Source organism: Tenacibaculum sp. MAR_2009_124 (assembly GCF_900105455.1).
GTDB lineage: Bacteria > Bacteroidota > Bacteroidia > Flavobacteriales > Flavobacteriaceae > Polaribacter.
The window spans coordinates 144,828-168,930 of record NZ_FNSF01000003.1 but is presented as its reverse complement, the minus strand read 5'-3'; the positions used below and the strand labels follow the sequence as shown (position 1 = coordinate 168,930).

19 protein-coding genes are annotated in these 24,103 nt (G+C 33.8%); 11 read left to right on the top strand and 8 right to left on the bottom strand.

Going from position 1 to position 24,103, the window contains the following annotated elements; all coding sequences use genetic code 11:
• Nucleotides 1-153: 153 nt before the first annotated feature.
• The 5 genes from BLW23_RS10745 to metG form a co-directional block, all read right to left on the bottom strand.
• Nucleotides 154-1,410, bottom strand: a complete 1,257-nt coding sequence (locus tag BLW23_RS10745; RefSeq protein ID WP_093668298.1) for a transposase — start codon at nt 1,408-1,410, stop codon at nt 154-156.
• 270 nt (nt 1,411-1,680) lie between these two features.
• Nucleotides 1,681-3,744, bottom strand: coding sequence for a PAS domain-containing sensor histidine kinase (locus tag BLW23_RS10740; RefSeq protein WP_093669681.1), 2,064 nt, complete (start codon nt 3,742-3,744; stop codon nt 1,681-1,683).
• 150 nt (nt 3,745-3,894) lie between these two features.
• Nucleotides 3,895-6,018, bottom strand: coding sequence for a Tex family protein (locus BLW23_RS10735; protein ID WP_093669679.1), 2,124 nt, complete (start codon nt 6,016-6,018; stop codon nt 3,895-3,897).
• Between the two features lie 245 nt (nt 6,019-6,263).
• Nucleotides 6,264-7,166 carry a histone deacetylase family protein gene (locus BLW23_RS10730; protein ID WP_093669677.1) on the bottom strand — a complete coding sequence of 301 codons (903 nt, stop codon included), beginning with the start codon at nt 7,164-7,166 and terminating at the stop codon, nt 6,264-6,266.
• Nucleotides 7,160-9,223: a methionine--tRNA ligase gene (metG, locus tag BLW23_RS10725; protein WP_093669675.1), complete on the bottom strand. Its 2,064-nt coding sequence runs from the start codon at nt 9,221-9,223 to the stop codon at nt 7,160-7,162. Before metG ends, BLW23_RS10730 begins: the two co-directional genes overlap by 7 nt.
• A gap of 189 nt (nt 9,224-9,412) precedes the next feature.
• Between metG and BLW23_RS10720 the strand changes: the two genes are divergently transcribed.
• From BLW23_RS10720 to BLW23_RS10710, 3 genes are read left to right on the top strand one after another with little or no spacing between them, the layout of a single operon-like run.
• Nucleotides 9,413-9,856: a GNAT family N-acetyltransferase gene (locus BLW23_RS10720; RefSeq protein ID WP_093669673.1), complete on the top strand. Its 444-nt coding sequence runs from the start codon at nt 9,413-9,415 to the stop codon at nt 9,854-9,856.
• Nucleotides 9,856-10,842, top strand: coding sequence for a S66 peptidase family protein (locus tag BLW23_RS10715; RefSeq protein WP_176829796.1), 987 nt, complete (start codon nt 9,856-9,858; stop codon nt 10,840-10,842). The genes BLW23_RS10720 and BLW23_RS10715 overlap by 1 nt, the downstream gene beginning before the upstream one ends.
• A gap of 2 nt (nt 10,843-10,844) precedes the next feature.
• Nucleotides 10,845-11,204: a YraN family protein gene (locus BLW23_RS10710; protein WP_093669668.1), complete on the top strand. Its 360-nt coding sequence runs from the start codon at nt 10,845-10,847 to the stop codon at nt 11,202-11,204.
• Nucleotides 11,205-11,238: 34 nt separating this feature from the next.
• Here BLW23_RS10710 and BLW23_RS10705 read toward each other — a convergent pair whose 3' ends face one another.
• On the bottom strand, nt 11,239-12,618 hold the full coding sequence (locus tag BLW23_RS10705) for a TlpA family protein disulfide reductase (protein ID WP_176829795.1): 1,380 nt from the start codon (nt 12,616-12,618) through the stop codon (nt 11,239-11,241).
• Nucleotides 12,619-12,801: 183 nt separating this feature from the next.
• On the bottom strand, nt 12,802-13,173 hold the full coding sequence (locus BLW23_RS10700; protein ID WP_093669664.1) for a hypothetical protein: 372 nt from the start codon (nt 13,171-13,173) through the stop codon (nt 12,802-12,804).
• Between the two features lie 101 nt (nt 13,174-13,274).
• On the opposite strand from BLW23_RS10700, the gene BLW23_RS10695 reads away from it, so the two are divergent.
• On the top strand, nt 13,275-13,811 hold the full coding sequence (locus BLW23_RS10695) for a CvpA family protein (RefSeq protein WP_093669662.1): 537 nt from the start codon (nt 13,275-13,277) through the stop codon (nt 13,809-13,811).
• 37 nt (nt 13,812-13,848) lie between these two features.
• On the opposite strand, the gene BLW23_RS10690 is transcribed toward BLW23_RS10695, so the two are convergent.
• Entirely contained in the window at nt 13,849-14,211 is a 363-nt protein-coding gene (locus BLW23_RS10690) for an SPOR domain-containing protein (protein ID WP_093669660.1), read from the bottom strand.
• A 218-nt stretch (nt 14,212-14,429) separates the two neighbouring features.
• Between BLW23_RS10690 and BLW23_RS10685 the strand changes: the two genes are divergently transcribed.
• The 7 genes from BLW23_RS10685 to BLW23_RS10655 are packed head-to-tail and all read left to right on the top strand — an operon-like array spanning nt 14,430 to nt 24,091.
• Entirely contained in the window at nt 14,430-15,725 is a 1,296-nt protein-coding gene (locus BLW23_RS10685; protein ID WP_093669658.1) for a c-type cytochrome, read from the top strand.
• Nucleotides 15,726-15,756: 31 nt separating this feature from the next.
• Nucleotides 15,757-18,912, top strand: coding sequence for a TAT-variant-translocated molybdopterin oxidoreductase (locus BLW23_RS10680; RefSeq protein WP_093669656.1), 3,156 nt, complete (start codon nt 15,757-15,759; stop codon nt 18,910-18,912).
• Nucleotides 18,913-18,938: 26 nt separating this feature from the next.
• Nucleotides 18,939-20,339, top strand: a complete 1,401-nt coding sequence (gene nrfD, locus BLW23_RS10675) for an NrfD/PsrC family molybdoenzyme membrane anchor subunit (protein ID WP_093669654.1) — start codon at nt 18,939-18,941, stop codon at nt 20,337-20,339.
• On the top strand, nt 20,329-20,856 hold the full coding sequence (locus BLW23_RS10670) for a DUF3341 domain-containing protein (protein ID WP_093669652.1): 528 nt from the start codon (nt 20,329-20,331) through the stop codon (nt 20,854-20,856). Before nrfD ends, BLW23_RS10670 begins: the two co-directional genes overlap by 11 nt.
• A 10-nt stretch (nt 20,857-20,866) precedes the next feature.
• On the top strand, nt 20,867-21,415 hold the full coding sequence (locus BLW23_RS10665; protein ID WP_176829794.1) for a c-type cytochrome: 549 nt from the start codon (nt 20,867-20,869) through the stop codon (nt 21,413-21,415).
• A 22-nt stretch (nt 21,416-21,437) separates the two neighbouring features.
• The gene (locus tag BLW23_RS10660) at nt 21,438-23,054 is read left to right on the top strand and encodes a quinol:cytochrome C oxidoreductase (RefSeq protein ID WP_093669650.1); all 1,617 of its coding nucleotides are present in this window, start codon (nt 21,438-21,440) and stop codon (nt 23,052-23,054) included.
• A gap of 29 nt (nt 23,055-23,083) precedes the next feature.
• Complete coding sequence (locus tag BLW23_RS10655) at nt 23,084-24,091, top strand: cytochrome c oxidase subunit II (RefSeq protein WP_093669648.1); 1,008 nt, start codon at nt 23,084-23,086, stop codon at nt 24,089-24,091.
• Nucleotides 24,092-24,103: the final 12 nt, after the last annotated feature.

The following is a 24,103-nucleotide window of genomic DNA, read 5'->3' as shown; positions in this document are numbered from 1 at the left end:
CAGTCTATTTTTTAAAATACATTGAAAATAGAGGATAAAATTATATAAATTCTATCCTCTATTTCTGTTTAAAAGAGGTTTTATTGATTGAATCTCCTAAAAACGTACCTACAAGACGTAGCTCTCCCATGAAAAAAATACTAAGATTTTATTTTAGGCTATTTGTTGGTCTGTTTGAGCTATTTTTCTTCGACCAATTTCTAATGCATTTCCTGTGTGTATACCAAAGAATATCCATAGAATTTCATTCTTTTTTGTTTTGGCTTTTATTTTCCGTAGGTGATAATGTTCTTTATCCTTACCAAAAGAGCCTTCTAATCTTGTTGCTCTTTCTTTAGCAATGATAGCCCTAAGTTGCTTTTTCTCTTTATGATTTTTAGGTTTTCTACCCTTGGGGATAAAGTCTGTCTGTATGGTTTTTGAGCTACTATATGTTCTGTTTTTATTGGTAGCATAAATTTTATCTCCACCGGCTACTTTTACCTTTTTTCGAGTTAACCCTTGCGCTTTTTGAACTGTTTGTATAAAACGGTTTCCTTCGTGAAACGCATTAAAATTAATATGTTCTATAAAGCTAATTCCATCAATTTGAACTTTGTTAACTTTTGCTCCAAACTCAACAGGCTTTACTTCTTTTCCGCGAACAATAGGACGGATATAATCCTTATGAATACTTACAATTCTATCTTTGATTTTTTCTCCTGTATCAAAATGATCTTTTTGTTGTTTGTAAATTCTTTGGATTGTGTCGATTCGCTTATAATACAAGGGCTTAAACTCGATATTGTAGGCCTTGGATAATTCCTTTTCAAAATCGATAAACTTACTTAATAGCTTCAGTAAAGCTCGGGTTAATGAAGTACGTTTAGACTTGGTTTTTCTTCGCATTTTACTAAATCCTTGGTAACGTTTTTTCCACTTGTTATATCTACTTCTGATCATCTTAGTTCCTAAGATGGAGCAAGTTTTACGTAATTGATTGTACAACCAGTGAACAGATTCCCAAAGTAATTTCTGGATGGTAGGATAACGAACTTCACTTTCGTAACAAGTAGCATCCATTACGATTTGGTCGGTACTATCAATATGATTTTTCCAAGAATTAAAAAGAACTTTTTCTACTAAATTAATATCTAGTTTCTCTGCTAATTCACAACGTATTTGACTTATTATTTTATAGTTTGTTAAACGTTCAAAACCTAATTCTATATCGCAGAAAAATTGATAGTCTAAATTTGAGTTGAGTTGTTCAATCATTTTCCTATCCGAACAATTGGCATAATGCTTTAAAAACATCAAGCCAAGTCTTCCTTTAGGGCTAAAAAGATAGTTACGCCCTTTTTTTTGTTCAGTAATATTTAAAGTAGTAACCAAGTCATCCCAATCAATAGCAGAATAGATTTTGCCCAAATCTCCCTCTAAAAAACGTGTGTAATGAGCATCATAATTCTCACTGAGGGGAAAAAATTGAAATGCGGTGTTGCATTTCAGAAATTCTTCGTATTTTCATAATTACACAAATGGAAACCCCGTTTTTTACCTTTTTTGGTGATTTTCGGGGTTTATTATGAATATAAGATACAACAAAACCCTCGTAAAAACAAGGGTTTAGCTATTTTATGACAGTGCCTCCCTAGAAATGTACTCAGTGTTTTTACTAATAGTAATAACCAGTTAGTATTATTTTGGCAATGTGAAATATATAGTGGTGCCTTCATCTTCTTTCGATCGAAGCCATATTTTACCACCTAGTAAATCAATGATTTTTTTCACAATGGATAGACCTACCCCAGTTGACGAATGTTCATCTCCGAGCGTTTGGAAAATTTTAAATATTTTATCATGATACTGTTCTGGTATCCCTGGGCCATTATCTGAAATACTGAACTCCCAACAAGTTTTACGTTCTATAGCATCGAGAATAACAATTCCACGTTCTTTGTTGCTGTATTTAATGGCATTATCAATTAAGTTTTGAAAAAGTTGATGTAGCCTGAATTTGTCCATTTTAATAAATGGTAACCTGCTAGGTATTGTTATGGTAACGTGTTCAGGAACGTAGATGGTATCTATTAATTCAGGAATTAAAACTTTTAAACTTGTTTTTCGTTTTGCTGATTTTACTTGATCAATTTTAGCATATTTCAAAATTCCATTAATTAAGTGATCCATTTTGTCAACTTGTTTAAAAAGCAAGTTGATATATTCTTCTATAATGGCATTAGGACTGGTCTCATTTTCATCTTTTATCCAGTTTATGAGTGCATTCATGCTTCTTAGAGGAGACTTCAAATCATGAGAAACAACTTGAGCAAAATCATTTAACTCTTTATTACTTATCTTCAGGTTCCTAACAAGTGTTTTGTTAGTTTTATCAGTTTCCATCAATAGGCGCAAGTTCATAGCACTTTGTAGCTGAGTTGCTGCTAAATTGGCAATAGTTTCTAACGTTTTTAGATGTTTTTTAGTGAAAAAGCTTTTAGCTGTATTTTTTGAGCTTATAAAACCTATGGTTACTCCTTTATCAATTATTGGAATGAAAATCTCTGAAGCGTGAGTCTTTTGATCATTTTCGTATCGCTCATCTGCCAATACATTGTTAATGATTTGTGATTTCCCCGATTTTAATATTTCATCGGCAATAGTAAAATTTAAAGAGTACTTTTTTTTAGTTCTATAAGCAGCAACGCATTCAATGTTTTTTGTTTTCGAATCTAGTAAATATATTGTAGCGTTTTCAAATTGTAACAAATTGGCTGGTATTGCGGCCAGTTCCCAAGCAATTTCTTTAATATTGGTTTTACCCATTATTGAAGACATCAAGTGATTTAACGCTTTTAATAAAGATTGGTTTTTGTATTCTTTAGTAAAGTCCTCTATAACAGCTACCTGATAATCTTTGTTTTTATTATTCTTCACTAATGAAACATTAGTTTTGGCACGAAAAATTTTGTCATTTTTCGCTTTATACTTTTTTACAATAGAAAAGCTATTTATTTCCCCGTTATCCAATTTTCTCATGAGTTCGTACGATTTTTCTTTATCTTCTTTTATAGAAATATCAGCAACTGAAAGTTCTAATAATTCTTCTTCGGTGTAGCGTAAGAAATTTTGAAAAGCTTTATTGGTTTTAAGTATTTTTCCATCCTCGGTTAATACAATACCCAGGGAGGAGTTTTCGATGATTGCATCGAGTTGTTTTTTTTGTTCATTGAAATATTCTTGCTGTTTTTTTTGTTCGGTAATGTCTCTGATAATTCCTTGGGCAAGATGAGGTTTTCCATCTGAGTTATAGATGAGGTTGCAGTTAATATCTACCCACTTTAGTTCTTTTCGACTGTTGTAGAGGCGCGCTTGAAAGTTTCTAAAACTCCCTGTTTCTAAAAATTCTTGAAAAGCATCGTGAGTGTACTCAATATCTTCCTCATATACCGTAGTCATAACATTAAAAGATTTCTTTTTTTGGGAGAGCCCAAAAAAATCTTCTGCCGCTTTATTCATTTTAATTACATTGCCAAACAAGTCCATTAAAATATAAGGATCGATAATGGATCGAAACAAATTATCGAGTTCTATTTGTTTCTCATTGACAAGCTTTATAATTTTCGTTTTGGCACTTTCTAATTCTTGATTCTTGTTTTGGAGAGCTCTAGAGGTTTCTTGTAAAGTAACTTCCGTTTCCTTACGAGCCATTTTTTCATACGCCAGAGAAGCTTCCAAAAACTGTCTCTTATTGTGGTTCATTTTTGGTTAGTTAGACTTAGTTATAAATTATCTCTTAGCTTGTGGGGGCTGAAGATATAGTTGTTCTAAAACTGGAGTTAATATAATGAAAACTAACCAATTATACTAATTGGTATTGAAAAATATTTTATTTTAAATGAATCTTATTAGTTAGAACTTCATGCTAAGTTGAATTCGCTTTCTTGCTAAATCTACTTCTAACACTTTTACCTCTACTTGCTGTTGTAAACTTACATGTTCATTAATATCCTTTACGAAGGAGTTAGAAAGATTCGATACATGAACTAAACCACTTTCCTTAACTCCAATATCAACAAAGCAGCCAAAATTGGTAATATTATTTACAATACCAGGTAGTATCATACCAATTTTAACGTCTTCAATGGATTTAATATGTTCATTAAAACTAAAGGCCTTGGCCTTAGATCTGGGATCTAGTCCTGGTTTATCTAGTTCTTTTACAATGTCTTGAAGAGTGGGTAGTCCATATGATTCAGTAACGTAACCCTGCAATTTAATTTGTTTAAGGGTACCTGAGTTTCCAATTAAATCGTTTATATTTTTACCAATATCCTTGGCTATTTGTTTTACTAAACTATAACGTTCAGGATGCACGGCAGAATTATCAAGAGGATTGCTTCCATTTTTTATACGCAAGAAACCCGCAGATTGTTCGAAGGCTTTACCTCCTAGTCGAGGAACCTTCTTTATGGCAGTCCTGTTGTCAAACGCACCGTTTTCATTCCTGTAATTAACGATGTTTTCAGCCAGTTTTGGTCCAATTCCCGAAACATAACTTAAAAGAGAGGCGCTTGCCGTGTTTATATTAACCCCAACTTTGTTTACGCAATGCTCCACAACAGTGTCTAATGATTGTTTTAAGCTAGATTGATCAACATCATGCTGATATTGCCCAACGCCGATAGATTTGGCGTCAATTTTAACTAATTCAGCCAAAGGATCAGCCAAACGGCGGCCAATAGAAACAGCCCCCCGAACGGTAATATCCTTATTAGGAAATTCATCGCGGGCAATTTTTGAAGCTGAATATATAGAGGCGCCGGCTTCATTGACTACAAAAATTTCAATAGGATTAGAAAATGAAATATTTTTTATCAATCGTTCTGTTTCTCTCGAAGCCGTTCCATTTCCAATAGATATGGCTTCTATTTGATGTTTTTTAACTAAGTGTTCAAGAGTGTATGAAGCTTCTCTAGATTTATTTTGAGGTGGGTGTGGGAATATAGTTTCGTTTTCCAATAAGTCACCTTGCTTGTTTAGGCAAACTACTTTACACCCCGTTCGAAATCCTGGGTCAATAGCAAGAATACGCTTTTCACCTAAAGGAGAGCCCAGTAATAATTGTTGAAGATTTTTAGCGAATACATTGATGGCAGATTCGTCTGCCTTTGCCTTGGCAAGATTCATTGCTTCGGTAGTTAATGAAGGAAGTAACAAACGTTTGTAGGAGTCGTCAATCGCTAATTGAATTTCTGCACCACTTTCATTATTAGCCTTAATGAGCTTGCGGTCAATTTTTTCTAGAATAGTAGCATTGTCAATTTCGACTTTAACTCTAATAAAGCCTTCTTTTTCGGCACGTAAAATCGCCAACATTCTATGAGAAGGAATTCGACGTAAATTCTCCGACCAGTCGAAATAGTCTTTATATTTTTGCGCTTCTTCTTCGTCTTTTTTTGTTTTAATAACTTTAGTAGCTATCGTTGAATATCGTTCTAATTCTCTACGAACCATATTACGAACATCAGTACGTTCGTTTATCCATTCGGCAATAATATGACGTGCTCCTTCCAAAGCTTTATCCATTGATTCTACTTCATTTTTGATATATTTTGAAGCCACATGTTCCAAATCATTAGTACGCTGACTCATAATAATTTTAGCTAGTGGTTCTAACCCATTTTTTCTAGCGGTTTCCGCTTTCGTTTTTCTTTTCTTTTTAAAAGGAAGATAAATGTCTTCTAAAGCAGTTAAATTGTCCGTTCTTTCAATTTTAGCCTTTAATTCATCTGTTAGACTACCTTGCTCATCAATTGCCTTTAAAATAGCTTTTTTCCTTTTTTCTAAAGCTTCAAATTGCTCTTTCAATTGAACTATTTGTCCAATTTCAACTTCATCTAAATTTCCAGTTTTCTCTTTTCTATATCTGGCAATAAACGGAACGGTGCAATCTTCATTCAGTAACTCGATGGTGTTTTCAATTGATTTTTGAGAAATTTGAACGTTTGAAGAAATATAAGTAATGAGTTGCATATAGAATAGTATTTAAAAAAAGAACCTCGTCGAAAAACGAGGATGCTAAGATAAAATAATATTGTTTTTGGTAAAGCTTGAAATAATCAATAATTCTGTAAAATATACAAGCGAAGATGTGCGGTATGGTTTTTTGTTTGTAAAACTATGCTGGCCCCACGAATTATTTAGAATTGTTATACCGGTAATTTTGAAAGGTAAGTGGTATTAAATAACAAAAGAAATAAAGGACGGAAGTTTAAGAATTAAAAATAAATCTCCTGCGCCAATCGATAGGTATTTGCATGAGCCTCCACAATAATTTTTAAATCTTCAGAATATCCTCCTCCCATACTGCAAACAACCGGTATTTCTTCGTCATAGCAAGTTTGTAAAACAAAACGATCTCTTTCTTTGCAGCCTTCTAGTGACAAGCTTAATTTTCCAAGTTTGTCGCTTGCTAAAATGTCAACTCCCGATTGATAGAAAATAAAATCGGGCTGTTCTGTTTTGATTAATTCTGGAAGTGTTTTCTTTAATACAGAAAGGAATTCATTGTCAGAAGTATTGTTTTCTAAAGGAATGTCTAAATCCGATTGTTCTTTATGAAAAGGGTAATTCGATTTTCCATGCATTGAAAAGGTGAATACAGAATCATCATTGCTAAAAATCTCAGCGGTACCATTTCCTTGGTGTACGTCTAAGTCAACAATTAGAATTTTGTTCGCTAATTTTTGCTGCTGTAAATATTTTGCGGCAACTGCTTGATCGTTTAATAAACAAAAACCTTCACCTCTATCGGAAAAAGCATGATGCGTTCCTCCAGCAATATTCATGGCAATACCATTTTCCAAAGCATAATGAGTTGCTTTCATGGTGCCATCGGCAATAATCATTTCTCGAGCGACGAGTTGCTCGGTAAGAGGAAAACCAACCTTACGCTCATCTCGTTTTGATAGTGTAATATTTAATAGGTCAAAGAAATATTCTGGAGTATGAACTGAAAAAAAATGTTTGTTATTGGGGATTTCAGGAGTAAAGAAATTTGCCTCAACGCAAGTTCCTTCATGGAGCAATTGTTGAGGCAATAAATCATATTTCATCATCGGAAACCTGTGATTGTCAGGTAACGGATGATTGTATATTTCGTGATACGCTATTTTTAACACACCAGAGATCCGTTTATAACCTTTCCTTTAGGTTCCATAAACGCTAGTTTTCCTTCAGGAGTATCTGTCATTAAAATCATACCCTGACTCTCAACACCACGTAACTTTCTTGGCGCTAAATTACAAAGTACAGTAACTTGCTGACCGACGATATCTTCAGGTTTAAAGCTTTCGGCGATTCCTGATACTATGGTACGAGTATCGATACCTACATCAACAGTAAGTTTTAAAAGCTTTTTAGTTTTTGCTACTTTTTCGGCTTCAATAATAGTTCCTACGCGAATGTCCATTTTAGTGAAATCATCAAATTCAATGGTTTCTTTTTGAGGTTCTATTTCTTTATTGGCAGCCTCATTTGCTTTTTTGGTAGCCTCCAATTTTTCTAACTGAACTTGAATTGTTTTATCTTCAATTTTAGAGAACAATAACTCACCTTTATTAATTTGATGATTAGCTGGTAAAAGGACTTCTTTTTCAGAAACGTCGTTCCAACTACTCTTAACTTCGTCCGAATTAATATTTAAGATGTTTTTTAATTTCGAAGAAGTAAATGGTAAAAATGGTTCAGATATAACAGCTAAACCAGTAGCGATTTGTAAAGCTACATTCATGATCGTTTTTACACGCTCTTCATCTTTCTTAATTACCTTCCAAGGTTCTTCATCAGCTAAATATTTATTTCCTAAACGTGCTAAATTCATCATTTCTTGGGAGGCTTCTCTAAAGCGATAACGCTCAATAGATTTAGCAATTACATCAGGAAATTGTTTTAATTGTTCTAAAACATCTTCATCAATATCAGAAAAATTCCCAGCAGGTGGTACCTGCCCATTATAATATTTGTTAGTTAATACAACTACACGATTAATGAAGTTGCCAAAAACAGCAACTAATTCATTATTATTCTTTGCTTGAAAATCTTTCCAAGTAAAATCGTTGTCTTTATTTTCAGGGGCATTGGCGGTAAGTGTATAACGTAATACATCTTGTTGTCCTGGAAATTCTTCTAAAAATTCATGTAACCAAACGGCCCAATTTTTAGAAGTAGACAATTTATTTCCTTCTAAGTTCAAAAATTCATTAGCTGGAACATTTTCTGGCAAAATATAATCACCATGAGCTTTTAACATGGCAGGAAAAATAATACAATGGAATACAATATTATCCTTACCAATAAAATGAACTAGCTTAGTGTCATCTTTTTTCCAGTAATCCTCCCAGTTTTTACCTTCTCTTTCTGCCCATTCTTTAGTAGAAGAAATGTATCCAATTGGGGCATCAAACCAAACGTATAAAACTTTTCCATCTGCGCCTTCTACAGGTACAGGAATTCCCCAATCTAAATCACGAGTTACGGCCCTAGGACGCAGACCGTCATCAATCCATGATTTTACTTGACCTAATACATTAGGTTTCCAATCGTTTTTATGACCTTCTACAATCCACTGTCTTAAAAAGTCCTCATGTTTATCTAAAGGTAAAAACCAGTGTTTTGTTTCTTTAAGAGTTGGAACGTTTCCAGTAATTGCAGATTTAGGATTAATTAAATCGGTAGCATTATGACTAGTACCACATTTTTCGCATTGGTCTCCATAACTTTCCTCATTACCACATTTAGGGCAAGTACCGATAACAAATCTATCCGCTAAATACTGATTTGCTTCTTCATCGTATAATTGTTCTGTTACTTCTTCAATAAACTCTTCGTCTTGATAAAGTTTTTGGAAAAAATCTGATGCTGTTTTATGATGAATTTCCGACGAAGTACGAGAGTAGTTGTCAAAAGTAATTCCAAAGTCAGCAAAAGAGTTTTTAATAATACCATGATATTTATCGATAATATCTTTTGGAGAAACTCCTTCTTTTTTAGCGCGCATAGGAATGGCTACACCATGTTCATCTGAGCCACATATATAAGCTACATCTTTACCAGTACCGCGTAAAAAACGTGCGTAAATGTCTGCTGGTACATAAACACCTGCTAAATGCCCAATGTGAATCGGTCCATTAGTATAAGGTAATGCTGCTGTTATTGTATATCTTTTTGGTTTGTTCATGTATGTTACGCTAAAAATTAAATAGCAAAAATACAAAAAAGCTATTTTTTAGACTGATCAAAATTAGATACATTTACTTATACCACAGAATTTATAATCATTCCTAAATTAATAGGTGTAAAAAATGCCTTAATTATTATTAAGGGATTCTTAACTTTTTAAGAGAATAAACTAGTTGAAATTATAATAATGAAGAATATTAAAGTAAGACAAATTACAAAAGATGAACTATCCTGGGTAAATTCATGCTATGAGAAAGTGGGCTTTAAAACATCTAATTTTCACAATGAGTTCATTGTTTTAGCTGAAGTTGATGGGGTAAACTGTGGTCTTGGACGTTTGGTTACAATAGATGAAGAGAATTTAGAATTAGGAGGGATTTTTGTAGATGATAATTATCGAGGATTGGGAGTGGCAACAAAAGTGGTTTCTTTTTTATGTAATGAAAGTAAACTAACTGGTAAAATTATTTGGTGTTTACCATTTGAAGATTTAAAAGGCTTTTATAATGATTTTGGGTTTGATAATCCTAAAACTTCGTTTCCAAAAGAGATTTCAGAAAAGCATTTATGGTGTAATACAAATGGAGGTTACGCAAAAAAAGTGCTATTATTGTCTAAACATATAGAATAATGAGAAAGAAACTAATCACTTTATTTTTAATCAGTATTAGTATAATGGTTCAGAGTCAAACGGAAGTTTCAAAATTAATAAGACCTCCTGCATTGAAAAAAGGAGACACTATTGCCATTGTTGCACCAGCAGGAATTTTAAAAAATAGAAAGCACGTAATTGATAAGGCGAAAAAACTGGCACAGAGCTGGGGATTAAAAGTAGTTTACGGGAAAAATATGTTTAATCAAAATCATCACTTCGCAGGAACTGATGAAGAGCGTTGTCAAGATTTTCAAGATGCATTAGATAATCCTAATATAAAGGCAATTTGGAGTGCACGAGGAGGATATGGTTCAGTACGAATTTTAGATTTACTAGATTTTACGAAGTTTATAGAAAATCCTAAATGGATAATTGGATATTCTGATATTACTGCTTTTCATAACCACATTCATAATTTAGGAGTAGAAACCCTTCATGCAATGATGGGAACTAGTATGCAAGACAAACCAGAAGATATTCCTAATACCATTGCAACTTTTAAAAAGGCGCTTTTTGGAGAAACGTTAAATTATAAAATATCTTCTTCTAAATATAATAAAGAAGCGGCAGTACAAGGTCAATTAATAGGAGGGAATATTGCGATATTGGCTTCAATGCTTGGGTCGGATAGTCAAATTTCTACAGAAGGAAAAGTATTGTTTATCGAAGAAATAGGCGAGTACAAATACTCAATAGATAGAATGCTACAAAGTTTAAAAAGAGCGGGCTATTTTACAAAAGTGAAAGCGGTAGTGGTAGGAGATATGACGAAGGTTAAGAAAAATACCACGCCTTGGGGTAGTTCAATTGAAAAACTAATCTTAGAAGTAGTTCCGAAAGATGTACCGATAGTTTTTAATTTTCCTGCGGGTCATGAACCAGATAACAGGGCTTTAATAATGGGAAGAAATGTTAGGGTGACTATAAAAAAAGTAGGAACTTCAGAATTGTCTTTTGAATAAAAATGGCTGATCACTATGAATTAGGAAAGAAAGGCGAGCAAGTTGCATGCGACTTTTTATTAGAAAAAGGGTATGAAATTCTTTCTAGAAACTATCATTTTCAAAAGGCTGAAATTGATATTATTGCTCAAGTAAAAGAACTGCTTGTGGTTGTTGAAGTAAAAACGAGAACCTCCGTTTACTATGGGAATCCGCAAGATTTTGTGAATGAAAAGAAAATAAAACTTCTAGTTAAAGCTATCAATAAATATGTAGATGACAATGATATTGATTTAGAGATTCGCTTTGATATTGTTGCGATAGTATTTGAAAAAAATAAGTTTTCAGTAGAACATATCGAGGATGCTTTTCTACATTTTTAAAAAGAAAAAGCCCGCATAAAGCGGGCTTTTTATATTATTTTATCTTTTTAAGGTTTTCAAAAAACTTGTGTACATCGTCTATGGTGTTTGGAATTGCGATGATCTTTTTATTTTGATCCAACACAAAATATGTCGGAGTTGCATCAATTTTATACTTTCTTACCACTTCATTATCAAATTTATATTCAGGATGAGTTCCGAAAGTATTATGCCATCCAGGAAGTTTTTCTTTAAATTTATTGAATTCAACATCATTGTCTTCAATAGCAAAGCTAAGTACAGAGGTTGTGTTAAAATCTTTCATAAACTCGTGCACTTCTGGAATTTCTCTAGTACAGTGAGGACATGCTGTGCTCCAGAAAATCAACAGATAGTTTTCGCCATCAGATAATTCAGAAAGCGTGTATTCTTGCTCACCTTCTTTCCAAGAAAAATCAGGAGCTTCTCTTCCTACGGAAACACTTAACTGATCTAGTTTTTTCTTTTTGAATTCTTCGTCGTTGTTAGAAAGTTTGTCGTAAAACTCTGTGAATAGCCAATCTACAATCTCGGAATTTCTCTTGTCTGTAAAACTTGAAGCTAAAAACTCAATAATTTCTTTTTTTACTTTCTTATTTGAAATAACATCCATTACTTTTTCAATAGACTCTTTGTGAAGTTTTTGCTGGGTAACCTGATCATCAGAATAGTTCAACAGAAAAACAAAATCGTTAACACTATCAATTAAAAAAGATGAATTATATAAAGCCTCGTCCTCAAAATCTATGTATTCAAAAAAGTTTTCTACGGTAGTATTTACATATTCAGGCATCTCGTCAATAACACCTGATGGGTTGTAACGCTGAGAAGCTTTTATGAAATTATGAGAAAGCATTCCTTCGGATTTGTTTTCGAATTTTTCTTGTAAATCTTCTAAGTATCCTAATTCCTTTTTATAGGCTTTCTTTACATCTTTTGATGGGTTTTTTAAGTATTCCATTTGATGTTCGTTTACCTTATTTTGAGCTTTAGCATACGATTCTAAATATTCAGAATAAAGCTTGTTTTCACGAGAGCTAGTATAAACTATAGATTGCTCTGGATATTTAGGATTGTAAATAAATTCAACATTTTCTTTATTAAATATAAAATCAATAAAACCGGCTCCTTTCGTTCTATAGGTAGCTCGGTATACACCAGGTTCAGTATCTTCCGGTAATTCAAATGAAAATTTACCCAAAATTTGCTTGTCAGAACCTACTGCAATTGTGTCAAATTGAATTGTGGCGTTTGAAATGTATTTTGGTTTTACACCTTGAAGTTTATGAAGCATAACCCAATTACTATCTTCAGGAGGAGTCATAGTTCCCTTTACCGAAAATTGAGCATTAGCTATTGAACTTATTAATACGATTAAACTTAGAAAATTTTTCATCATAAGTGTTTTGATAAAGTTATTATAAGGGGTCAAAATATGTTGTCTAATAACTTCATTTCAAGAAGTGTACCAAAGTTGACAATCTATTAAGTTTCAAATTTAAAACAATAAATTTACTCAGTAAATATAAAATAGTTTATCAGAAAAACAATAGAATTGACCTTATTATTAAGACAAATTTCACAGGCTTTTTTCATTATTAAAAAAACCAAGGTTGTTAAAATAATGAATAATAGCTTCTTTAATAAGAACAGATTGTTCGCCAGGTTTTAAATTGGGTAACTCATTAATAGTTTTGTAATGAGGCCAGCCATCATCATCAAAATATTCAAACTCATAATAGCCATAAGGTTCTAAAAGCTTACATATGGCAATATGCATTAGGTTAATTTTTTCATCCTTTTTAAAGGTTTGGTGACCTTTTCCAAGTTCTTGAATTCCTATTAAATAGATAATGGCATCGACATCTAAAACATCGCCATCTGCAAATTGAGATGATAATCTGTTAATAATTATATCCCATTTTTCTTTTAAGTCTTCTTTTTTACTCATTTCTTTAAATGCGCAAAGATACGAACGAGATGGTTATGTTTGTTCTTTATGAATATTTATATTAGTATTTTATAGCTTATCTAGAAAAAAAATAAATAGAAATGAACACATTCGATATTATTATTGCAGCACTTTTATTATTCGGCTTTGTTCGAGGATTAATGAAAGGGCTTTTTGTTGAAATAGCTTCATTGGTTGCTTTGGTTGCCGGAGTTTATGGTGCCATTCATTTTTCCTATTTCATAGCGGACTGGTTGAAAGAAAGTGTTAGTTGGGATGAAAAGTATGTTTCGTTAGCTGCTTTCGCTGGAACCTTTGTTGTGATTATTGTGATTATTGCATTATTGGGCAAAATTTTAACAAAGGTAGCAGATTTTGCTTCCTTAGGGATACTTAATAAGATTTTAGGAGGCGTTTTTGGAGCTTTAAAAATAGGTTTAATATTGAGTGTTATTTTTATTTTCTTTGGGAAAATGAATAGTGTTATACCATTTGTAAAACAAGAAAATCTTGAAGAGTCAATTTTGTACGCACCTGTTAAGAAAATCGCGCCTACTATTTTTCCTTCTATTATTAAAGATGAAGAAAAAAAAGAAGATAATGATAATGAAGAAAATCAAAAAGAGGAAGTTGTTTAAACAACTTCCTCTTTTTGATTTTTAATGTGAAAAGTTATTACATAGGAATAACTATAGCACCTGAAAATTTTTCTCTTATTTTATTTAGCGCTCTGTCGGCTTCTAGTCGAGTTTTATAATTGCCTACTTGAACTTTCCATTCAGGAGCTTTATATTCAAGTTCAGTAGAGACCCCTGGGAATTCAATTTTAAAGCGGTAACGTGTGCTTTTTGCAGTACGCTCTAGTCCGTTGTACAGTTGAATAAGGTATCCTGTTTTGTTTGTCTTATTATATTCTTTTTTCTTTTCTATAAGTTTTTTGATTGCTTCAGTGTTGTTATAGGCTTCTTGAGCATTCATTTGAAGTCCTACTATAAAGGTAAAAACAGCTAAAAAGAAAATGGTTCTTATGTTTTTCATGTGGCTAATATTCTTTCTACAAAAGTAACGACTTGTGGAATAATACATTGTTGCTCTCGTTTATTTAGAATTAATATAAATTATCAATTACAAATCTCTTAACATTTCACAATTTAGACAGAAGTAGTACTTTTGTGCAACTTTCCGTAATCCCTGTTTTTTGCTGGCTTTACGGAAATAATTGTACCAAAATCGATACAAAACTTATATTTTATAGTATGAAAAGTGTGAATCATCACAGTAAATTAACTCGAACACTCTTACAGGGTTTAGCTTTCTTTTTAGTTTTTTTAGTTAGTTTTTCAGTCTACTCGCAAGAAAGTGGGGTTGATGAAGCTCGACAAAAGGAAGGGAAAAAATTATTTAAATCTCTTTGTGCTTCATGTCATAAGTTGAATAAAAAACTTGTGGGGCCTGCACTTGGTGGGGTTGAAGAAAGAAGAGAGAACGATTGGTTAAAGGCTTGGATAAGAGATAATGCGGCCTTAAGAAAGTCAGGAGACAAGGACGCGATTGCAATCTATGAAGAGTATAACGGGTCAAACATGACTGCGTTTCCTCAGTTAACTGATAAGAATATTGATGATATTCTGTATTATACTACTGTTGGTGAGATTGGTGGTAAGAAGGTAGTAGAGGATGACAAGAAAGATGATGATGGAGGTGATGCACCAAAATGGTTGATCTATATTTTAGCGGCAGCTATTATAGTGGCTTTCTTAATTATTGGAAGTTTATTAAAAACAATTAGCGAGTTAAAAGGAGCTCCAAAAACACCTGGTTTACTAGGTAGTGCAGCTGAATTATGGGCAGGTATCAAAAAGAATACGTTTTTACATGTGTTGTTTGTGATCTTCGCTGCTTTAGTAACTGCTTATTTCTTATTCGGTACCTTGTTTAAAGTAGGTGTTGAAACAGGATATCAGCCAATTCAACCCATTGCATTTTCACATAAAATTCACGCTGGTGACAATAAAATTGATTGTCAATACTGTCACTCTGCAGCAAAACATAGTAAGCATTCAGGAATTCCTTCTGTGAATGTTTGTATGAACTGTCATAAAAATATTTCTGAAGTAGCTGATGATACGAAAGTAATCATGGATGGAGTTGCTTTATCTAAAAAAGAATTAGATGGAGAAATTCAAAAGGTTTATGATGCTGCTGGATGGGATGCTGATAAACTAGAGTATACAGGAAATACAAAGCCAATTAAGTGGGTGAGAATTCACAACTTACCGGATTTTGCATATTATAATCACTCTCAGCACGTAACTGTAGCAGGATTAAAGTGTCAAAAATGTCACGGACCTGTTGAAGAGATGGATGAAGTGTACCAATATTCTCCTTTAACTATGGGGTGGTGTATCGATTGTCATAAGGAAACTAAGGTTGACTTAAAGGGTAATGAGTACTATGCTAAGATTCATAAAGAATTAGCAGAGAAGTTCGGAGTAGAGCAAGTAACAATTGCTCAATTAGGAGGAAAAGAGTGTGGTAAGTGCCACTATTAATTAATTAGAAAGTAGAAAAACACGTATATAAATGGCTTCAAACAAAAAATACTGGCAAAGTGTTGAGGAACTAAATGATAGTTCTATTGTTGAAACGCTACGTAATAAAGAGTTCGTTCAAGACATACCTACTGATGAGTTTTTAGGGGATAAAGAAACATTAGAGACTTCTTCAACTTCACGTAGAGATTTTTTAAAGTATGTTGGATTTACAACAGCAGCAGCTTCGCTAGCGGCCTGTGAAGGTCCTGTTAGAAAATCAATTCCTTATGTAGTACAACCGAATGATGTAGTAGTTGGAATAGCAGATTGGTATGCAACTACAATGGCAGACGGATTTGATTTTGCGAACGTTTTAGTTAAAACTAGAGAAGGTAGACCAATTTTGGTGATGCCGAACAAAGAAGCAGGTGCTGATATTAATGCAAGAACTGTAGCTTCTGTTTTATCATTATATGATGAAAAATTACGTATTAAAGAACCAAAGAAAGGTGATGCTAATATTACCTGGAATGATTTAGATAAAGAGATTGTCGAAAAGCTTACAAAGTTGAAAGAAACTAATGAACCTGTTGTTTTATTAACAGGTACTTTAGCAAGTCCTTCAACTGAAAAAGTAATTGCTGATTTTGTAACTGCTTACCCAAATGTAAAGCATGTTGTTTATGATACAATTTCTGAAAATGGAGCATTAGAAGCTTTTGAAGCAATGTATGGTAAAAGAGCTTTACCAAATTATGATTTTTCAAAAGCAGGTGTTATTGCTTCTGTTGGTGCTGACTTCTTAGGAGATTGGCATGGAGGTTTTGAAAAGAGTTATTTAGATGGAAGAAGAGTGAATAGCGGTAAAATGTCTTACCATGTTCAGCTTGAAAGTAACCTTTCTTTAACTGGTGCAAATGCAGATAAACGTGTGGTTATAAAACCATCTGATCAAGTTTTTGCATTAATCAATCTATATAATGAAGTAACTGGAGGTAACCTACCTTCTAAAGCGACTCCTGCAGATGCAGAAGTTAAAGAATTAGCAGCTGCGTTAAAAAAGGCAGGTTCTAAAGGTGTTGTAGTTACTGGATTGAATGATAAGAATGCTCAAATTATTGCTTTGGCAATTAATAAAGCATTAAGTAGTGAAGTAGCGGATGTTCAAAATCCTTTGTATACAAGACAAGGTAATGATGCTCATGTTGCTGAACTAGTAGCTGATATGAAAGCCGGTAAGGTTTCTGGATTAATTACGTATAATGTAAATCCAGCTTATTCACATGTGAATGCGGCAGATTTTGTTGACGGTGTTAAGAAATTAAAGCTATCAGTGGCTTTATCGACTCAAAATGACGATACTTCAGCTATTACGGAATATAGTTTACCTACACCACACTATTTAGAGTCTTGGGGTGATGTTAAGGTGAAAGAAGGAAATTATGGTTTAGTTCAACCAACAATTCAACCTTTATTTAATACACGTCAAGTTCAAGATACGTTGTTAAAGTGGTCGGGTAGTACAGTAAATTATTACGATACTTTAAAAGAATTTTGGGCAACAAACATTTTAGGAGGTAAATCATGGAATCAAGCATTGCATGATGGATATTTCAACGTTGAGGCTGAAGAAACTGAAGCAACGGTTTTTGAATCAACAGTTGATGTAACTTTAGTTGCAGCAGATTTGTTAAAAGCAACAAAGCCTTCTCAATATGAATTAAATTTATTTAGTTCTACTGCGTTGGGAGACGGTAAACAAGCAAATAACCCTTGGTTACAAGAATTACCAGATCCAATTACTCGTGCTTCTTGGGATAACTATTTAACCGTTTCTTTGGCTGATGCGAAAGAATTAGGTTTTGAGAACCCAGTTAAAGATAATGGCGCAATTGATGGTAATTACGCAAACATTACTGTAAACGGAGTAACAATTAACAATATTCCAGTTATTTTACAACCTGGTCAAGCAAAAGGTTCATTTGGACTTGCTTTAGGGTATGGTAGAAAACATGGATTGAAAGAAGAAATGCAGGTAGGTGTTAATGCTTACCCATTTTATAAAGATGGAAACAATGTACAGTATAATGTAACAATTGAAAAAGCTGCTGGATGGCATAAGTTTGCTTGTATGCAGGTTCAAAGTACATTAGCTGGACGTCATGATATTTTAAGAGAAGCATCATTAAAAGAAGTTAATGATAGAAGTTTAGACCCAAAACACACTTGGAACAAACCTTTCATGGTATCATATGATCACCAAGAAGTGGAAGGTAGTACAATTGATTTATGGGATGATCACGATAGAGAGTTAGGACATCACTTTAAATTATCTATTGATCTTACTTCATGTACAGGATGTGGAGCATGTGTTGTAGCATGTCACGCTGAAAACAATGTGCCTGTTGTAGGTAAAGATGAATTAAGAGTTGGTAGAGATATGGCTTGGTTACGTATTGACCGTTACTATTCTTCTACTGTTCAAGATAAGCAATTTGATAAGGAGCAAGCTGAAATGACTCTTGAAGAGTTTAAAGCTCAGAATCCTAATGTGGCGAATCAAGAAGTTGAAAGACTTTATACAGAAAAAATATTAAAGTTAAGTAGAGGAGATTTGTTTGATGCTTTAGAAAATCCAGCTGAGAACCCTCAGGTGTCTTTTCAACCAATGATGTGTCAACACTGTAATCACGCACCATGTGAAACAGTATGTCCTGTAGCTGCAACTTCTCACGGTCGTCAAGGGCAAAACCAAATGGCATATAACCGTTGTGTAGGTACTCGTTATTGTGCAAACAACTGTCCTTATAGAGTACGTCGTTTCAACTGGTTTAATTATGCAGATAATAGCGAGTTTGATTTCAACATGAACAATGAGTACGGTAAGATGGTATTGAACCCTGATGTAGTTGTTCGTTCAAGAGGGGTTATGGAAAAGTGTTCTTTCTGTATTCAATCTACTCAAGCAACTATTTTAAAAGCTAAGAAAGAAGGTAGAGCAGTAAGAAAAGACGAGTTTAACGATGCTTGTGCTTGTTCTGCAGCATGTTCTTCTGGAGCAATGGTATTTGGAGATGTAAACAATCCAGAAGATCCAGTAACACCGTTAGTTGAAGATAAAAGAGCTTTCCATGTATTAGACTATATTGGTACGAAACCAAATGTAGTGTATCAAGTGAAAGTAAGAAATACAAACGAAGCTTAATAATAAAATAAACAAGTATACAGATTATGTCGTCTCATTACGAATCATCTTATAGAGAGCCTTTAGTGTTGGGTAACAAAAGTTACCATGACATTACAGAGGATATTGCTAGACCTATCGAAGGAAAGGCAAACAAAAATTGGTATATAGCATTCTATATTTCTTTAGCAGGCATGTTATGGGGATTTGGATGTATCTTCTACACCGTTGGTACCGGAATCGGTGTTTGGGGATTAAGTAAAAACATTGGTTGGGCTTGGGATATCACCAACTTTGTATGGTGGGTAGGTATTGGTCACGCAGGTACCTTAATCTCGGCAGTACTATTATTATTCCGTCAAAAATGGAGAATGGCAATTAACCGTTCAGCGGAAGCCATGACAATCTTCGCAGTATTTCAGGCAGGATTATTCCCTATTATTCACATGGGACGTCCTTGGAATGGATACTGGGTACTACCTATTCCAAACCAGTTCGGATCATTATGGGTAAACTTTAACTCGCCATTATTATGGGATGTATTTGCAATCTCTACGTATTTATCAGTATCGTTAGTATTCTGGTGGACTGGGTTATTACCTGATTTCGCAACTATTCGTGATAGAGCTGTAAAACCTTTCCAGAAGAAAATATACGCATTATTGTCGTTTGGATGGTCGGGAAGAGCAAAAGATTGGCAACGTTTTGAAGAAGTATCGTTGGTATTAGCTGGTTTAGCAACGCCTTTAGTACTTTCTGTACATACAATTGTATCATTTGACTTCGCAACTTCGGTAAACCCAGGTTGGCACTCTACAATTTTTCCACCTTACTTTGTTGCTGGAGCAATCTTCTCAGGATTTGCCATGGTACAAACACTTTTAGGAGTTATGCGTAAGGTTACTAATTTAGAAGCATACATTACTCGTTTACATATCGAGTATATGAATATCGTAATTATTCTTACAGGAGGAATCGTTGCTGTAGCCTACGCTACAGAATTCTTTATCGCTTGGTATACTGGCTCTCCTTATGAAAATTATACATACTTGTCATTTGGTGCAGAAGCTGGTGCTTATGGATGGGCATTCTGGTCATTAATGACTTTCAATATTATCATTCCACAAATTTTATGGATTAAAAAGTTAAGAAGAAGTTTTGTTGTTTCTTTCTTAGTTTCTATCGCAATTAACATTGGAATGTGGTTTGAGCGTTTTGATATTATTGCAATTGTATTAAGTAAAGGACAGTTACCATCTACATGGTGGCGTTTTGAACCTACTTTTGTTGATATAGGAATATTTGTTGGAACAATAGGTTTCTTTGGAGTTTTATTCTTGTTGTATGCAAGAACATTCCCAGTAATTCCAACTGCGGAAGTAAAAACAATCTTGAAATCATCTGGAGAGAATTTTAAAAAATTAAGAGACAAGAACAATGAGCACTAGTAAAGTAATTCACGCATTATATAATGATGATGATATCTTAATGGATGCTGTTAAGAAGGTAAAAGCAGATCATCATCATATTGAAGAGGTTTTTACACCTTTTCCAGTTCACGGTTTAGATAAAGCAATGGGATTAGCACCAACTCGTTTAGCGATTACTGCTTTCTTTTACGGGATTACTGGTACGGCTGTAGCTGTTTGGCTAACATGGTACACTATGATTGCTGATTGGCCACAAGATATTGGAGGTAAACCAAGTTTTTCTTGGGCTGAAAATATGCCTGCCTTTGTTCCAATCTTATTTGAATTAACGGTGTTTTTTGCAGCTCACTTAATGGTAATCACTTTTTACATGCGTAGTAAGTTATGGCCGTTTAAACAAGCCGAAAACCCAGATCCAAGAACAACGGATGATCACTTCTTAATGGAAGTAGCAGTACACGATAATGAAGACGAATTAAAGGCTTTGTTGGCGTCTACCGGAGCAGTTGAAATTAACGTAGTAGAAAAGCATTAATTAGGAAAGTATGAAAAGTTTAAAAATAGTTTTAGCTTTATTAGTAGGCGCTAGTATAGTTTCTTGTAAAGATAAAAGAAAACCACAAGTACAGTATATGCCTGATATGTATGTGTCAGTTCCTTATGATGCAAATGGAGTAACATCAGCTGGAAATGTTCCTGTGAACAGGAAACCAGTTGCAGGTACTGTTAGTAGAAATGGTATTATAGCTTATGACATTCCTAATACAAATGAAGGATATGAAAAGGCGAAAGCTGAGTTAAAGAATCCTATCGATGCTACTGAGGAAAACCTTGCAAAAGGGAAAGAGTTGTATACTATTTACTGTTCTTCCTGTCATGGAAAGAAAGGTGATGGTAACGGAGTATTATCACAAAGAGAGAAGTTTGAGGGTATTCCGAATTACAAAGACAGAGATTTAAATTCAGGTAATATTTACCATGTTATTATGCACGGTAAAAACCTAATGGGATCACATGCATCACAGCTTAGATACAAAGAGCGTTGGCAAGTTGTGCAGTACGTTGAAAGTTTAAGAAGCGAATTATTAAAATAAGTCTATATAGATATTTAAAGATATGTATCAGTTTACAGGAAAATTAAAAATATTTGCGCTTGCTTTAATGGTAGTAGGTTTGTTAGGTACTGTATATAATTTTATGTCAGCTCCTAGTACTCTTGAAGAAGCAAAGGAAATATTAGCAAAGCAAGAAGCTGCGCATCATGGAGGTCATGGTGCAGCGAATGCTCATGGTGATGATACTCACCATAGCGCTGATGTTCAATCTGAATCGCATAAAGAAGAGAAGAAATCTGAAGAGCATGTAGGTGCTGCAGCCGCTGATCATAAAGATGCTGCTAGTTCTGAACACAAAGAAGCAGATCACAAGTCTGAAGCTCATACAGAGAAAGTTGATTCTACACATCATGAATCTGCAGATGCTGTTCATGAAACTAAAGAGGAAACTCATAAAGAAACGGCGCACGCTGAGGCTCCAGTTGCCCATCATGATAATGCTCATGGAGAGGATCACGGAGATCATCATGCTGAACATGCTTTTCATCAAATGCAAAATAGACCTTGGTCGGCATTTTATGTAGCTATGTTATTTTCTTTAGGAGTAAGTTTATTAGTATTGGCGTTCTATGCAGCTCAAAGAATTGCGCATGCAGGTTGGTCTGTTGTGCTTTTTAGAGTAATGGAAGCTATTTCGAACAATATTCATTATGTAAGTATATTCATGATTATTTTCATTATACTAACAGTAATGCATCAAAATCATTTATTCCCATGGATGGCGGATGGAGTTTTTGATACTCAAAGTCCTAATTACGATCCTATCGTAGATAAGAAGCACTGGTGGATGAATGTTCCTGGTTGGGCAATAAGAAGTATTGTTTATTTAACAGGATGGAATGTTTTCAGATTTATTCTTAGAAGGAAATCTATTCAGCAAGATAATGGAGACTTGAAGTTACATAAAAACTTATACAATATTAGTGTTGGGTTTGTAGTGTTCTTTATGGTCTCTGAATCTATGGCATCTTGGGATTGGATCATGGGAATTGATCCACACTGGTTTTCTACCTTATTTGGATGGTATGTGTTAGCTACTTTCTTAGTATCTGCGTTAACAGTTGTCGCTATTGTAACTATTTATTTACGTTCTAAAGGTGCTTTACCTTTTGTTAATGATAGTCATATTCATGATTTAGCAAAATTCATGTTTGGTTTCTCTGTATTTTGGACATATTTGTGGTTCGCTCAGTTCATGTTAATTTGGTATGCTGATATGCCAGAGGAAACAACTTATTACGCGCAACGCTTTAACGAATACAAGTTGCCTTTCTTAGGAATGGTTGTGTTAAACTTTGCCTTCCCTGTTTTGTTACTTATTAATAGTGATTTTAAGAGTATACCTTGGTTGGTTATCTTAGGAGGAGTTGCAATATTAGTTGGACACTACGTGGATTTATTCGTCATGATTATGCCTGGAACAGTAGGAGGTCAATGGGGATTCGGAATTGGTGAGATAAGTGCGATATTGTTTTTTATCGGTTTATTTATATTTGCAACCTTTAGTGCAGTTAGTAAAGCAGCAGTTTTACCAAAAGGAAATCCTTTCCTTCATGAAAGTGAAACTCATCATTACTATGTGATTGAGCACAGAGGAGAAGATAATAGTCATCATTAATTAATTAAAACAATAATAGTTTAGATATTATGCTCGCTTTATTTTACATTTTTATAGCAGTTGCAATAGGAGTTAGCTTTTGGCAAATAACTCGTATTATGAATTTTCGTTCTGTAATTGCTACAGATAAAGATAACGATACACAAGGTAAGATCGCTATAGGATTTTTAGTATTCTTATACGCAATGATGATCTATTGTCTTATAGGAATGAATGTGTATTTATTACCTGAATCTGCTTCAATAGAAGGAGAACATGACGATAACTTATTCGATATTACGTTTTGGTTAATTGGAATTGTTCAGTTTGCAATGCAGTTTCTTATTTTTTACTTCTCTTATCAATATAGAGGACGTAAAGAAAACAAGGCTTTATTCTTTGCAGATAGCCATAAATTAGAATTAATTTGGACAACTATTCCTGCCATTACAATCGTATTATTAATTGGATACGGATTATGGCAATGGAATAATATAATGTCGATTGGAGATGATGAAAATCCTATTATCATTGAGGTATATTCTCAACAGTTTAGATGGGATGCTCGTTATGCAGGAGAAGACAATGAATTGGGTCTTGGAAATGTTAATTTCATCAAAGGAATAAACACACTAGGAGTCGATATGTCTGACCCTAATGCTAAAGACGACAAGCAAGTTACTGAATTGTATTTACCAAAAGGCAAAAAGGTATTGTTCAAATTCCGTTCTCAAGATGTGTTACACTCGGCTTATATGCCTCACTTTAGAGCACAAATGAACTGTGTTCCTGGTATGGTTACTCAATTCGCATTTACTCCGAAATTTACTACTGAGGAAATGCGTCAAAACTCTGAGGTAATTGCAAAAACAAAAGGAATTAATAAAATTCGTACAGCTAAAGGTGAAGAGCCTTATGAGTTTAATTACTTATTGTTATGTAACAAAATTTGTGGACAGTCTCACTACAATATGCAAATGAAAATTACAGTTGTAGAAGAGGTTGAGTACAAAAAATGGTTATCAGAGCAAAAAACTTTAGCTCAAGTTATTAAGTAAGATATTTTTAAA

What these genes read in the sequence shown, in the direction of transcription:
- BLW23_RS10740 (WP_093669681.1), bottom strand. Translation starts at nt 3,744, where the DNA reads ATGAACCACAATAAGAGACAGTTTTTGGAAGCTTCTCTGGCGTATGAA.
- BLW23_RS10735 (WP_093669679.1), bottom strand. Translation starts at nt 6,018, where the DNA reads ATGCAACTCATTACTTATATTTCTTCAAACGTTCAAATTTCTCAAAAA.
- metG (WP_093669675.1), bottom strand. Translation starts at nt 9,223, where the DNA reads ATGAACAAACCAAAAAGATATACAATAACAGCAGCATTACCTTATACT.
- BLW23_RS10720 (WP_093669673.1), top strand. Translation starts at nt 9,413, where the DNA reads ATGAAGAATATTAAAGTAAGACAAATTACAAAAGATGAACTATCCTGG.
- BLW23_RS10715 (WP_176829796.1), top strand. Translation starts at nt 9,856, where the DNA reads ATGAGAAAGAAACTAATCACTTTATTTTTAATCAGTATTAGTATAATG.
- BLW23_RS10710 (WP_093669668.1), top strand. Translation starts at nt 10,845, where the DNA reads ATGGCTGATCACTATGAATTAGGAAAGAAAGGCGAGCAAGTTGCATGC.
- BLW23_RS10705 (WP_176829795.1), bottom strand. Translation starts at nt 12,618, where the DNA reads ATGAAAAATTTTCTAAGTTTAATCGTATTAATAAGTTCAATAGCTAAT.
- BLW23_RS10700 (WP_093669664.1), bottom strand. Translation starts at nt 13,173, where the DNA reads ATGAGTAAAAAAGAAGACTTAAAAGAAAAATGGGATATAATTATTAAC.
- BLW23_RS10695 (WP_093669662.1), top strand. Translation starts at nt 13,275, where the DNA reads ATGAACACATTCGATATTATTATTGCAGCACTTTTATTATTCGGCTTT.
- BLW23_RS10690 (WP_093669660.1), bottom strand. Translation starts at nt 14,211, where the DNA reads ATGAAAAACATAAGAACCATTTTCTTTTTAGCTGTTTTTACCTTTATA.
- BLW23_RS10685 (WP_093669658.1), top strand. Translation starts at nt 14,430, where the DNA reads ATGAAAAGTGTGAATCATCACAGTAAATTAACTCGAACACTCTTACAG.
- BLW23_RS10680 (WP_093669656.1), top strand. Translation starts at nt 15,757, where the DNA reads ATGGCTTCAAACAAAAAATACTGGCAAAGTGTTGAGGAACTAAATGAT.
- nrfD (WP_093669654.1), top strand. Translation starts at nt 18,939, where the DNA reads ATGTCGTCTCATTACGAATCATCTTATAGAGAGCCTTTAGTGTTGGGT.
- BLW23_RS10670 (WP_093669652.1), top strand. Translation starts at nt 20,329, where the DNA reads ATGAGCACTAGTAAAGTAATTCACGCATTATATAATGATGATGATATC.
- BLW23_RS10665 (WP_176829794.1), top strand. Translation starts at nt 20,867, where the DNA reads ATGAAAAGTTTAAAAATAGTTTTAGCTTTATTAGTAGGCGCTAGTATA.
- BLW23_RS10660 (WP_093669650.1), top strand. Translation starts at nt 21,438, where the DNA reads ATGTATCAGTTTACAGGAAAATTAAAAATATTTGCGCTTGCTTTAATG.
- BLW23_RS10655 (WP_093669648.1), top strand. Translation starts at nt 23,084, where the DNA reads ATGCTCGCTTTATTTTACATTTTTATAGCAGTTGCAATAGGAGTTAGC.